Source organism: Granulicella rosea, from assembly GCF_900188085.1.
GTDB classification, from domain to species: domain Bacteria; phylum Acidobacteriota; class Terriglobia; order Terriglobales; family Acidobacteriaceae; genus Edaphobacter; species Edaphobacter rosea.
Window position 1 is genome coordinate 222,459 of the sequence record NZ_FZOU01000001.1, and the last position, 13,137, is coordinate 235,595.

The 13,137-nt window shown below is 63.8% G+C and carries 9 protein-coding genes; 5 read left to right on the forward strand and 4 right to left on the reverse strand.

Annotation, left to right across the window (positions count from 1 at the left end; translation table 11 throughout):
• Positions 1–3: 3 nt before the first annotated feature.
• Positions 4–2,436 carry a RelA/SpoT family protein gene (locus CHB87_RS01020; RefSeq protein ID WP_089406529.1) on the reverse strand — a complete coding sequence of 811 codons (2,433 nt, stop codon included), beginning with the start codon at positions 2,434–2,436 and terminating at the stop codon, positions 4–6.
• An 86-nt stretch (positions 2,437–2,522) separates the two neighbouring features.
• Between CHB87_RS01020 and CHB87_RS01025 the strand changes: the two genes are divergently transcribed.
• On the forward strand, positions 2,523–3,536 hold the full coding sequence (locus CHB87_RS01025) for a zinc-binding alcohol dehydrogenase family protein (protein ID WP_089406530.1): 1,014 nt from the start codon (positions 2,523–2,525) through the stop codon (positions 3,534–3,536).
• 548 nt (positions 3,537–4,084) lie between these two features.
• On the opposite strand, the gene CHB87_RS01030 is transcribed toward CHB87_RS01025, so the two are convergent.
• The gene (locus tag CHB87_RS01030; RefSeq protein WP_089406531.1) at positions 4,085–5,302 is read right to left on the reverse strand and encodes an alpha/beta fold hydrolase; all 1,218 of its coding nucleotides are present in this window, start codon (positions 5,300–5,302) and stop codon (positions 4,085–4,087) included.
• 87 nt (positions 5,303–5,389) lie between these two features.
• Positions 5,390–6,151: a hypothetical protein gene (locus tag CHB87_RS01035; RefSeq protein ID WP_089406532.1), complete on the reverse strand. Its 762-nt coding sequence runs from the start codon at positions 6,149–6,151 to the stop codon at positions 5,390–5,392.
• A gap of 451 nt (positions 6,152–6,602) precedes the next feature.
• Between CHB87_RS01035 and CHB87_RS21730 the strand changes: the two genes are divergently transcribed.
• Complete coding sequence (locus CHB87_RS21730) at positions 6,603–6,791, forward strand: hypothetical protein (RefSeq protein WP_142988146.1); 189 nt, start codon at positions 6,603–6,605, stop codon at positions 6,789–6,791.
• 172 nt (positions 6,792–6,963) lie between these two features.
• Positions 6,964–7,152 carry a hypothetical protein gene (locus CHB87_RS01040; protein ID WP_142988147.1) on the forward strand — a complete coding sequence of 63 codons (189 nt, stop codon included), beginning with the start codon at positions 6,964–6,966 and terminating at the stop codon, positions 7,150–7,152.
• Here the strand turns inward: CHB87_RS01040 and mfd are convergent.
• On the reverse strand, positions 7,149–10,844 hold the full coding sequence (gene mfd / locus CHB87_RS01045; protein ID WP_089406534.1) for a transcription-repair coupling factor: 3,696 nt from the start codon (positions 10,842–10,844) through the stop codon (positions 7,149–7,151). The genes CHB87_RS01040 and mfd overlap by 4 nt on opposite strands.
• Positions 10,845–11,312: 468 nt before the next feature.
• Between mfd and CHB87_RS01050 the strand changes: the two genes are divergently transcribed.
• Both CHB87_RS01050 and CHB87_RS01055 read left to right on the forward strand, forming a co-directional pair.
• Positions 11,313–12,206: a diacylglycerol/lipid kinase family protein gene (locus CHB87_RS01050; RefSeq protein WP_089406535.1), complete on the forward strand. Its 894-nt coding sequence runs from the start codon at positions 11,313–11,315 to the stop codon at positions 12,204–12,206.
• Positions 12,203–13,018, forward strand: a complete 816-nt coding sequence (locus tag CHB87_RS01055) for a metallophosphoesterase family protein (protein ID WP_089406536.1) — start codon at positions 12,203–12,205, stop codon at positions 13,016–13,018. The genes CHB87_RS01050 and CHB87_RS01055 overlap by 4 nt, the downstream gene beginning before the upstream one ends.
• Positions 13,019–13,137: the final 119 nt, after the last annotated feature.

Genomic DNA, 13,137 nt, shown 5'->3' on the forward strand with positions numbered 1-13,137 from the left:
AGGCTAAATCTTTTGGATGCGCTGCACGTCGCGTACGCCCTGCACCTTGCGCAGATTCTGCGTGAGCTTGTTCAGGTGGCGGACGTCGACGGTCTCGATGACGAAGTCGACCAGCGCGTTGCCGTCGGCGGTGGGCTTGGAGTCGACCGAGCGGATGTTCGTGCCGTCCTCGGCGATGATGGCCGTAAACTCCTTCAGCAGGCCGGAGCGGTCTTCGCACAGGACGGTGAGACGGACGGGGTAGGTCTGGGGCTTGGATGCGCCCGGCTCCAGCGGGCTGGCGCCCCACTCGACCTGGATGCGGCGGTCGGACTCATACAGCAGATTCTGAACGTTGGGACAAGGCCGGGCGTGAACCGCAACTCCTTTTCCACGCGTCACATAGCCGATAATCTCTTCACCCCGGATGGGGTTACAACAACGCGCGCGATAGACCAGCAGATCGTCCTGGCCTTCGACCTGCAGCGAGTCCGACCCCTTGCCGAAGTAGACCTTCTTCACCGCGTCGGACATCTGCCCGACCGTGTTTCCCGGCCCAACCTCCGGCGCCGCGGGCTCGACCGCCATCGTGCTGCCGGGTTCGAGCTTGTTCAGCACCACCCGCGCCGAATACTTGCCGAAGCCGACATTCGCCAGCAGCTCCGCCTTCGTGCCCAGGCCGTACTCGCCGGCGACGCGCGCGTAGTCGGCGTCCTCGAACTTGCCCAGCGACAGCTTGTACTTGCGCGCCTCGCGGTCCAGCAGCTTGCCGCCGATCTCGATGGCGCGCTCGCGCTGGTGCTCGTTCAGCCAGTGCTTGATCTTGTTGCGCGCGCGGCTGGACTTGGTGAACGACAGCCAGTCGCGGCTCGGCGCGTGGCCCGCCTGCGTCGTGATCTCGCAGATGTCGCCGTTGCGCAGCTTGTGCCGCAGCGGCACGATGCGTCCGTTCACCTTGGCGCCGGTCGTCTTGTGGCCGACGTCGGTGTGAATCGCGTAGGCAAAGTCGATCGGGCTCGCGTCCTTGGGCAGCACGACGACCTTGCCTTTGGGCGTAAAGGTGTAGACCTCCTCCGGGTACAGGTCGATCTTCAGCGTCGACATGAACTCGTTGGGGTCGGACATCTCGCGCTGCCACTCCATGAGCTGCCGCACCCAGGCCAAGCGCTGCTCGTCCTTCGCGCTGACGACGTCGCCAGCCTTGTACTTCCAGTGCGCCGCGATGCCCTCTTCGGCGATGCGATGCATCTCCTCCGTGCGGATCTGCACCTCGAACTGGTGGCCGCCGGCGGCGATCAGCGTCGTATGCAGCGACTGGTAGAGGTTCGGCCGCGGCATGGCGATGAAGTCCTTGATGCGTCCCGGCACCGGCCGCCAGATCGAGTGCAACAGCCCCAGCAGGGCGTAGCAATCCTGCACCGAGTTGCAAATCACGCGAATCGCGAAGAGGTCGTAGACCTGATCGACCGGCACCTTCTGCGAGACCAGCTTCTGCTGGATGGAGTAAAGCCGCTTGATGCGCGACTCCACCCGGCCCTCGATGTTGAACTCCTTCAGCTTCTGCTGCAGCGTGAAGACGATGGTCGAGAGGAAGCCCTCGCCCTCGCCGCGGATGGCGTTCACCTCGTCCTCGACGGCCGCGTAGGCGTAGGGATCGGTGTACCGGAAGGCAAGATCCTCAAGCTCGCCGCGCATCTTGCCCATGCCCAGCCGGTGCGCCAGCGGCGCGTAGATATCGAGCGTCTCGCGCGAGATCTCCTGCTGCTTGGCAGGCTTCATATGCTGCAGCGTGCGCATGTTGTGCAGACGATCGGCCAGCTTGATGATGACCACGCGCACATCCGTGACCATGGCCAGCAGCATCTTGCGGATGTTCTCCGCCTGGTGATCTTCGCGATTCGCGAACTTGATCTTGTCCAGCTTGGTGACGCCTTCGACGATGTGCGCCACCTGTTCGTTGAATCGGCGCGCGATCTCGGGGCTGGTGACGTCCGTGTCTTCAACCGCATCGTGCAGCAGACCGGCGGCGATCGCGGTCGAATCCATCTTCAGGTCCGCGAGAATCTGGCTAACTGCCAGCGGATGAATCACATACGGCTCGCCCGATTTGCGAATCTGGCCGGTATGCTGCTGCAGCGCGAAGTCCCAGGCGCGGCGGATAAGATCCAGATCGTCGTGCGGGCGGTTCGCCCGGACTGTGTCCAGCAGGCGCTGGAAGCCGGAGATCAGTCCATCCGGATCGGAGGCGTCGGGCGCCGCGGGCGGTGGCGCGATCGGCAAAAAGCTGCCCGTGGGCTCATCGAGCGCAGTCACCACCGGGGTAAAGCTCTCGAGCGGCTTCGGAGGCGCAGCCTCCATCAGCATGCCCACCTCGCTGAGCGGCTCGCCAGTGGGGATTGCAGTGGTGCGCGGATTGACCGGAGCGGCGGATGGAATCGCCGGTTGTGCGCTTGCCATAGTCCATTATAGAGTGCGAGGTTGCGGGATAAGTTTCATCTGCACACTGGACAGGGCAAAACCGCCTCTTCCTATAGGAGATTGTTATGCGAGCGATTGGCTATCAGCGTCCTCTCCCCATCGGCGACCCCGATTCCCTGCTGGATATCGATCTCCCGGCGCCGATGCCTGCGGGCCGCGACCTGCTGGTCGAGGTAAGGGCCGTCTCGGTCAACCCGGTCGACACGAAGGTGCGCAAGACCGGCGCGCCGGCCGAGGGCGAACAATACAAAATTCTGGGCTGGGATGCGGCGGGCGTAGTGAAGGCGGTTGGGCCGGAGTGTACGCTCTTCCGACCGGGAGACGAGGTCTTCTACGCCGGATCGCTGCTAAGGTCTGGGACCTGCGCCGAACTGCACCTGGTCGACGAGCGCATCGTCGGGCACAAGCCCGCATCGCTCGGGTTCGCCGAGGCCGCCGCGCTGCCGCTGACCTCGATTACGGCGTGGGAGCTGCTCTTCGACCGCCTCGGCGTCGCGCGAGGCGGAGGCGAGGGCGAGGCGATCCTGATCGTCGGCGGCGCGGGCGGCGTGGGATCGATCCTGATCCAGCTCGCGCGCCAGTTGACCAAACTGACCGTGATCGCGACCGCCTCGCGCCATGCGACGAGCGACTGGTGCCTGGAGCTGGGCGCGCACTACGTCATCGACCACACGCAGCCGTTCGCGCCGCAGATGCAGCGCATCGGCCATGCGGAGGTCGGGTACATCGCCTGCCTGACCGCGACCGACAAGCACTACCCCGCGGTGATCGAGGTGCTGAGGCCGCAGGGAAAGATCGGCGTGATCGACGACCCGCCCACGCTCGACGCCAAACCGCTGAAACGCAAGGCCGCGAGCCTGCACTGGGAGCTGATGTTTACCCGCTCGATCTTCCAGACGCCGGACATGATCGAACAGCATCGCCTGCTGGACGAGGTCAGCCGGCTGATCGGCGAGGGCGTCCTACGCTCCACCCACGCCGACACGCTGGGGATCATCAACGCCGCGAACCTTAAGAAGGCGCATGCGCTGATCGAGAGCGGCAAGGCGAAGGGCAAGCTGGTGCTGGAAGGATTTTGATCCCTTGCCAATGTCAGGGGGCCTCGTTAAGGTGACGGCTTCAGCCGTGCCGCCGAGGACCGTTCTGCCTCACAGCTTCATCCGCTTGGGCACGCTGTTTTTCGACTACGCGCATGGAGACTGGGCATCCGCGTTGCTCTAGTTCTTCAATGAACGCAATGAATTCGGCAGCCATCTCGCGTGGCCCATGCGCTCGCATCCATTAGAAGCTCGGGAACAGGGTCGCGGTCGGCGGTGGAGTCCATAGGCGCAGTCACAGAAGCGTACCTCAGCGGCTAGAGCGGATTACCTTCAGGTCTCAAGCAGCAGCCCGCAATGCTTGTCATCCTGAACGAAGTGAAGGATCTGCTTCAGGCTTTTGTCGTTGCCTGTCATGCTCCGGTCAGAGGTGGAAGACAAGCAACAGCAAGAACAAAAGCAGGTCCTTCGGCTACGCTCAGGATGACAGGCAGTTGGGGCTGCTCGGCAGCAAAAGGTAATCCGCTCTAAAGCCGCAAGACCAGAACAGCATCGATGGCACGGCTGAAGCCGTGCCCTTAACAATACCGTTACTTCAGCAGCCCCGGCTGCGGACGCTTCCCGGTATGCACCCAGTTCATCAGCTCGTCGAAACTTCGGCCGACCTCGTCGCGCGTGAACGTGCAGTGGCCTTCGCGATGGACGTACTGCTGCACGATATTGTCGCCGTAGCCCGCGATCTCCACCATGTCGGCGTAGAGCGCCAGCGTGTTGGTCGGGATCAGCGGGTCGTAGGTCGTGTGCAGCGCCAGCATCGGCTTGGTCAGGCGGCCGGATGGGGTGTAGTGGCGGACGAGGTAGGGCCGCGCCTTCGGGTCGGCGGCGTAGCGCTTCACGCCGTCGTTCAGCGCGTTGTCGGTCGCGGAGATGCCCGGCGTCGTGCCGACGTATAGGTAATTGCGGTTGTCGAACGGGTTGCCGCCGGCGCGCTTCGCCATGTCCGCCAGAACGAAGGTGAAGTAGACGACGTCGCGCGCGACCTCGCGGTCGGTGTGCAGGCCGGTGAGGTTGCGCATGGCGGCCGAGCCGGTGGGGTTGGCCTTCATGGCGGCGTCGGCCTTCTGGCGCAGCGCGGGGGTTTCGACGAAGTCGACCGGCGCGGGAACGAGCGGCGGCATGACGCCGGGAAAGTAAAAGTCGAAGGCGGCGCGCCAGGCGAAGCGGCGTTCGAAGGCGACCAGCGTCGGGCCAACCGAGCCGCAGAGATCCAGCCCGCCGACATAGGACTTCGCATCCAGTTCGAGCGACGCCGTGACCAGCGCGCCGCCCATCGAGCCGCCGACGACGACCATTTCGATGTTCTTGCCGTTCTTACCCGGCTTTGCGCCGTCGAGCTGGCCGTACTTCTTGATGAAGTAGTCGCGCAGCGCCTCGGTTTCGGGGTAGGCCTGCTCCAGCGCCCAGCCGGGCTGCGAGTATGCGGATTGGATCACCGCGTAGTTGCGCTCGAAGACCGGGCCGGTCTGCTCGTTCAGCGGCGTGGTGACCTTGTAGCTATACATTCCTTCGCTGTAGCCGTGAAAGAAGACGACGAGACCGTGGTTCCACTTGGCAGGAATGTCGATGCGATAGGGCACGCCGCCGAGCGTGCCGATCTCGGTGGTGCCGGTCGGGGCATGCGTGATCTCGGGCGGGCCATCGGCCTTGGGCTTCTTGACCGCATACGCCGGGCTGCAGGCGCCGAGGGCCAGAGCCGTCGCGACGGCGATAACGGCATTGCGCGAGGCTAGGCGGAGGCGTCGTATCATGAGCGGCGGTGTGATGATTCTACGCGCTCGAACCCGGCTTCGCCAGACGGATTCGAGCGCAACGATGCTCCTGACTGGAAGGACCAGCTAACGTCCGCCCAGGCCGAAGCGGTAGCTGAGACCGATCGAGATCACCGGAAAGAAACGCAGGCCGTTGATATCGGATTGCAGCTCCTGCTGCTCCTGCTGCACATCGCTCTGATCGACAGGGCCGCAGTCGAAGCTGACCGAGCCGTCGGTGGGGTCGGTGTCGTACTGGCAGCCTGAGCCGGTGATGTTGAGCCGGACCTTCGGCGTCGATGCAAACTGCACCCCGACCTCGAACGGCACGCTCCACCGCTGGTCGCCCTTGCGGGGAATCATGTTGCCCCAGCCGGCGGTGAGGCGGGGCGAGACCTTATGGCCGAAGTGAAAGGTCGCCGTACCGCGGATCGGGTCCAGCGGATCGCTGATCGCGTCCTCGTTGCCCAGAGAGTAGTTCTGGTTGCCGGGAACGGTAAGGTTCGCGTTCAGACTCGTATCGTTATACAGCGTGATGCCGGGGCTGATGCGGAAGCCATTGTGAAAGGGGTAGTAGTCCAGCGACAGAGCGGCATTCGTGAAGTTGAGATTGCCGTCGATGTGCAGACCGTCCTCGACCAGGTTCGCGTTGTACGAGAAGAACGACGCTCCGCCGCGCAGATTGAGATGTTGCGACAGTGGAGTCGCGAGGTCGAACCCGACGCCGCCGGAGCCAAACTTGATCTCGGCAGCCAGGTCGGAGAAGGGTCGAATGGTTCGCGTCTGGGTCCCGCCCTCGGCCTGGAAGCCGCCGCCGAAGTAGGCCGCCGCTTTGCTGCTTGTATTCAACGAGGCCGCTGGCCGGGAAAATGCTTCGCCAGCCGGAAAGGTATCTGACGCACCCAAAGCCGGAAGCGTATTGAAAGCGGTAAGGCTGCTGGAGTAACACGCCTCCACCGGGGAGGGAGTGGGCGGTCCGTAGCGAAGTGCAGGTGTGGTTTGCGCGAAGGCGATGGCCGGATAAAGGAACGTAGCCAGGAGAAGAAAACTCGGTCTGAACGTGACGTCTGGTAGCACGGAGAGCTCCTCAAATTACGGCAAAAAACATTCAAAAAAATTACAGCCCGAATCGCGTTTCTCCTGCCTTCGGATGCAGGAACGAAGTCGAATACTGTCTACTCTCCATGTTCTCTTTCTTTTATTTCGGCGGCCATTCGGCTTTCCGGTAGGGCGCCTCCACAAAAGAGGTATGCCGAAAGAGATACCCCCGGTCGAGCAACGGGTTGCGTAAAATGGGCCGATGAAGCGTGGTGGATTGATCCTGTTGATTCTGCTGCTGATCGCCCTCGGCGTCGGCTTTCTGACCATGATGTGGATCGGCATGCGCAACGGCATCCACCACCAGCCGCCGCGGCAGAGCTCCGCTCCGATGTTTGGCAGTGGCGGTAGCGTCTCGACAAGGACGGCCTATCGCATCCCAACAAGCTGATCGCGCGCGGACGAAGCGTCGTCGGCAAGATTCCGGCTGGCTGGCAAAGATTCTTCCCGCGAATCCCAGTGATTGATCTTCCCGCAAGAAAAATCTTTCAGCGGCAGCCGCCATCTTGGCAATTCCTGCATCCCATGCGCAACGAATGACGCTCATGACTGCAGGAGACGCGATGAAAACGCCTCGGAACGCAGCAAGCCCCCATCTTCTGCTCGCCCTCGCGAGCCTCGCATTCCCTCTGCTGACGGGCTGCGTGGTGGCTGGTTACTCCAGCAGCGGCGGAGCCTTCATCTGGCCCGGCGGACTCGGGCTATTCGTCCTTCTGCTGTTACTGTTTCTGCTGCTGCGCCGGCGGGATTAACCCGCGGGCTCGAGCGCATCCAGCAAGGCGCGCGTCTCCGCGATCACGTCGTCCGCCTTCGCCGAGGTCAGTGGCCAGCGCAGCGTGCCCTGCGGGGTGAAGATCGCGCCCTTCTTCGCGTTGCGCGCGACCAGCTTCATCAGCATGCCTGGGTCGATGGGCGCGCGGGCCAGCGAGTTGTCGCCCAGCGGGTTATCTTTCTGGGCCGCGAACTTGATGTGCAGCATCTCGACGAAGGCCTTGATCGGCTGTTTTTTATTGCCGTTCGGATTCGGCAGTTCGATCTGCGTGCGTTTGCGGTCGAGCTGCGCGATGCCCAGCCGCTCGCACTGCAGGCGCAGCTCGCCCGCGGCCAGCAGGTTCTGCACCGACTCCGGCGGAGCGCCGTAACGGTCGTGCAGCTCCGCGCGCACGTCGTCGATGGTCGCATGATCCATCGCGCCGGCGATGCGCTTGTACATGCGCAGCCGCTGGTTCTCCTCGGGGATGTAGTCGGCGTCGATCCGGACCGAGATGCCGAGGTTCAACACCGTGTTCTCGTGCGCGGGCTTCTCGCCCTCGCCCTTCATCTTGCTGACGGCCTCTTCCAACATCGTCGTGTAGAGTTCGAAGCCGATGGCCTCGATGTGGCCCGACTGCTCGCCGCCCAGCATATTGCCCGCGCCGCGCAGTTCCAGATCCAGGGCCGCGATCTTGAAGCCGGCGCCAAGGTCGGAGAACTCCTTCAACGCGGCCAGCCGGCGCCGCGCGATCTCGGTCATCTCTTTATCCGGCGGGATCAGCAGATAGGCGTACGCGCGGCGGTTCGAGCGGCCGACGCGGCCCCGCAACTGGTACAGCTCGCTGAGTCCATGGCGGTCGGCCCGGTTGATGATGATCGTGTTCGCCAGCGGAATGTCGAGGCCGTTTTCGATGATGCTGGTCGCGACCAGCACGTCGTACTCGTGATTCATGAAGGCGAGCATGACGCGCTCCAGCTCCGACTCCGGCAACTGGCCGTGGCCGACCACCACGCGCGCGCTCGGGACAAGTTCACGAATCTTCGACGCCAGCTCGTAGATCGTCTCCACGCGGTTGTGGACGAAGTAGGCCTGTCCGCCGCGCTCCAGCTCCATCTCGATCGCGGTGCGAACGAGCTTCTCGTCGAACTTGGCCACGATCGTCTGGATCGCCATGCGGTCCTTCGGCGGCGTCTCGATGACCGACATATCGCGCAGCCCCAGCAGCGACATGTGCAGCGTACGCGGGATCGGCGTGGCCGACATCGCCAGCACATCGATGGACGCGCGCATCTGCTTCAGCCGCTCCTTGTGCTTGACGCCGAAGCGTTGTTCCTCGTCCACGATCAGCAGGCCTAAGTCCTGGAATTTCAGATCCTTGGACAGCAGGCGGTGGGTGCCGATCAGCACGTCGATCTTGCCCTGCTCGGCCAGCTCCAGAATCGCGGTCTGCTCCTTCGCGGTGCGGAAGCGCGAGATCATCTCGACATTCACCGGAAAGTTGGCGTAGCGGCGTTTGAAGGATTCGAAGTGCTGGAAGCTGAGCACGGTCGTCGGCGTGAGCACGGCGACCTGCTTGCCGTCCTGCACGGCCTTGAACGCGGCGCGCATGGCGACCTCGGTCTTGCCGTAGCCCACGTCGCCGCAGAGCAGCCGGTCCATCGGCTGGGTCGACTCCATGTCCGACTTGATGTCCACGATGGCGGCGAGCTGGTCGTCGGTCTCGGTGAAGGGGAAGGCGTCCTCGAACTCGCGCTGGAGATTGTTGTCCGGCGTAAAGGCGAAGCCCTGCGCGGCCTTGCGCTGCGCGTAGAGCTTCAGCAGCTCGCCGGCCATGTCGGCCATGGCCTTTTTGACGCGCGCCTTGGTCTTCTGCCAGCTCTGGCTGCCCAGCTTGTTCAGTTGCGGCGCCGGGCCAGTATCGGTCGAACGATACTTCTGGATGAGATCGAGCCGGGTGAGCGGAACGTAGAGCTTGGCGTCGTCCGCAAACTCCAGAATCATCAGCTCCAGCGCGTCGGCGGCCTCCTGGTCCAGCACGCGCAGACCGGCGTAGCGCGCGATGCCGTGCTCCACATGGACGACGTAATCGCCCACGGCGAGGTCGCGAAAGTCCGAGATGAACGCCGAGGTCTTCGACTTGCGCGTGGCCGGACGCGCCGCGATATCGGCCTCGTCGTTCAGGTCATTCGCGCCGAAGATGACGATCTGCCGCGCGGTCGCCTTTTCGAGGTCCAGCACCTGCACGCCGTTGGCGATCGGCGCCTTCACGATGACGGGCGTCGAGAGCTCGCCCGCAAGGTAGCTGGCCTCGGAAAACATCGTCTCCGAACCGGGCGCCGGGTTGCGCGAGCCCAGCCGGTACGGAATGCGGTACTCCTGCAGCAGGCCGGCCAGACGCTCCACCTCGCCCTGGTTCGGCGCGGTCAGGACGACGCGCGCATCCTGCTTGATAAGCGTGTTGAGCTGGTCCATCAGCGCGGGAATGGCGCCGTGAAAGCGCATCGTAGGCCGCGTGGCGAACTCCACCTCGCTCAGCGTGCTGCGGTCTGCGTCCAGCACATCGACTGCGCCGAGCTGATCCAGCTCCGCTCCGCAGAAGCCGCGAATCCTGTCGTCCAGCTCCCACGGCGAGACGTAGATATTCTCCGGTCGCACCAGATTGCCGATGCCCGAGCGGTCGTGGCGCTGCTCGACCTTGTTCCACCAGCGTTCGCCCTGATTCTTGATCATCGCCGGCTCTTCGACGAAGACGCGCGCCGTGGGGCCGAGCAGGTCGAGCAGCGTCTTGTTCGCGCCGGCGACCGGAGCGAAGAACTCCCAGCCGGGAAAGATGGTCGCTTCCTTGGTCGATCCGGCGACCCGGTTCACCAACTCGGCGGGCGTCTCGCCGCCTTCAAGCTCTGCGCCCGCAACCGTGCCGGAGCGGGTCAGCCGGGCGTTGATGGCCTGCAGAACCTTCTCGGTGACCGGAATCTCGGTCAGGGGCAGCAGCAGCGTGTGGTCAAGGTGCGAGGAGCTGCGCTGGGTCTCGGGGTCGAACTTGCGGATGGACTCGATCTCGTCGCCAAAGAAGTCGATACGGATGGGCCGGTCCGATTCTGGAGAGTAGGCATCCAGGATGCCTCCTCTGAGCGTCAACTGGCCGGGCATCTCCACCACGTCGACGCGGGTGTAGCCGACCGAAAGCAGATGGTCGACCAGCATGTCCGGCAGATACTCCTCGCCCACCTTCAGCCGGAGTGCGAGCGCGGAGTAGAACTCCTTTGGAAACAGCCGCATGCAGGCCGATTCCACCGGCGCGATGACCAGCCTGGCGCTGCCGCTGGCGATCTTCCACAGCGTCGCGGCGCGGGTCTCCTGAATCTCGGGGTGCGGGGAGAGGCTTTCGAACGGCAGGACATCGTGGCTGGGCAGCCGGACGACGGACTCCGCCGCCAGCGCACCGGTCAGCTCGCACGCGGTCTGGATGGCCTGCTGGAGTGTCTCGGCGGCCTTGTTATCGGCCACCAGCACGAGCGCCGGCGCATCGGCAGCCTGCACAAAATAAGGCAGATACAGCGCGCGCGCCGTGAAGGTGAGGCCAGCGATGCGGCGTCGGCCCTGACCGGACTGCAGGTGGCGCCGTACGCGATCGTACGAATCGGAGTGTTTTAGGTCGGCGAACAGGTCGCGGACGAAGGGCAAGATCATGCTGAGTACAAGTTTAGCAACCCGGAAGGTTCAGCAGCCTGCCCCGGCGAAAGCGGTCAGCGCGAGGCGCCGTTGGCCTTCGATGGATCCGCCCCCATATGGTAGAACCTCGCCTGGCAAATACGGCAACGAAAGGGGTTGACGGAGAATCGGCGCAACACCCGCTCATACCAGCGGAGATGAGAGCGTCGAACGTGAATTCCACCACATTTTGGACACGTGATCATCGGCATAAGTCCACATTTCAAAAATTTTGCAAAGGGAAGGTCAAGCTGCTCAGGTAACCTATATGTTGATTACTTGCAGTCAAGTGTAGCAGGTTACTTTGCGCGTACGCACAAAGTAGCCCTCATTTTTTATGGATTTTCATTTGGTTTTATATCTTGATTGCAGATGCGTCAAGCCTGTCGTGCGGTTGCCTGATCTTCCAAAGTTTTTTTTGCGGCGTGTCTGAGTTAGGGTGGAAGGATGACGCGCAGGGTCCAGGTGTTGTTGAACCGCCAGTCCGGAGGCGAGAACGACAGCTCGGCCCGCATCGCGGAGCGCTTTGCTCTCAATCACATGCCGTGCGAGGTCATCGAATTTCGCGCTGGCGCGAACGCCGGAATGCTGGCGCGCCGGGCCGCCGAGACGCCGGAGACCATCGTGGTCGCGGCCGGCGGCGACGGAACGGTAAGCGCCATCGCCTGCGCGCTGGCCGGCACGGGCCGCCCATTGGGCGTACTGCCGGTCGGAACGCTGAACCACTTCGCCAAGGATCTTGGACTGCCGCTGGACCTGGCCGGCGCGGTGCGCGTCGCATGCGGCGAGAGCGTGGTCGAGGTCGACGCCGCCGAGGTGAACGGGCTGGTCTTCATCAATAACTCGAGCATCGGCTTCTATCCCGCCATGGTGACGCAGCGCGAACGGCTGCGCCGCGTGGGCTGGAACCGCTGGTTGTCGCTCACCTTCGCCACCATCCGCGAGTTCGTGCGCTTCCGCCATGTGCGGCTGCGCATCACGGTCGACGGCGTGGAGCGGACCTGCGCGACGCCGTTCCTCTTCATCGGCAACAACGAGTACCAGATGCACGGCGCGCAGATCGGCACGCGCCAGCACATCGACCGCGGCCAGCTCTTCCTCTATATGGCTCCCGGCGCCAGCCGATGGGATATGGTGCGGATCACGGTCGCCGCGCTGCTGGGCCGTCCGCCGCGCGAGGCGCCGGGCTTCGAACGCCTCTGCGTGACCGAGGCCATCGTGGATTCCCGGCGCAAAAAGACCCGCGTCTCGCTGGATGGCGAGGTGCGGCGTTTGAAGGGGCCGCTCGTCTATAAGATCAGACCCGGCGCGCTGCGTGTCCTGTGCGAGAGACGACCATGATCCGGCTCGCCCACATCTCGGACCTGCACTTCGGCCGCGAGGACGAGCTGGTCGTCGCTGGTCTTCTGGCGGCGCTGGCCGAGGCGAAGCCCGACGCCATCGTCGTCTCGGGCGACCTGACGCAGCGCGCGAAGAAAGGCCAGTTCCGCCGGGCGCGCGCGTTTCTGGACGCGATGCCCAAGGCGCCGACGCTGGTCGTGCCCGGCAATCACGACGTCTCCACCACCAATCTTTACGAGCGCATGGCGCATCACCTTCGCCGCTATAAGCGATACATTACAAACGACATGCAACCTTTTATCGAGGTTGGCGAGGTCGTCGTCGCGGGCATCGACACGGTGCGCGTGCTTTCGACCAAGAACGGCCGGATCAACCGCCAGCAGACGCGCGAGACCTGCGAGCGGCTGACGGCGGCCGGGCCAGGCAAGGTGCGCATCGTCGTGACGCATCACCCCATCGACGTACCCCTCGGCGACGATCAGCGCACCCGGGTAGCGCGCGCGGACAAGGCCATGGCGGAGTTCGCGGACTGCGGCGTGGACCTCTTTCTCTCCGGCCACCTGCATACCAGCCAGACCGTCGGCACCGGCGCGCGGTACCGCATCGCGGGACACAACGCGCTGGTGATCCAGGCTGGAACCGCGGTTTCCACGCGCACGCGGGATGAGGCTAACTCATGGAATCTGCTGGAGATCGCCGCACAGCCCAACCCCCGCGTGACGATCCGCCGGATGGCGTGGCAGCAGACGGCCTTCGCCGAGGCGGGAGTGGGATGCTACGAAAAAGGACCGGATGGATGGAAGCCGAGCTGATGCGGGTGGCAAGGTAGTTTTCGACCCTAAGGAACCTCTGATTAAGATAGGTCCGGGCTTTAGCCCGGACAATAAGCCCCGCAGAGTCAGTGGGGCTTTAGCCCCTGGGATATGGGTTG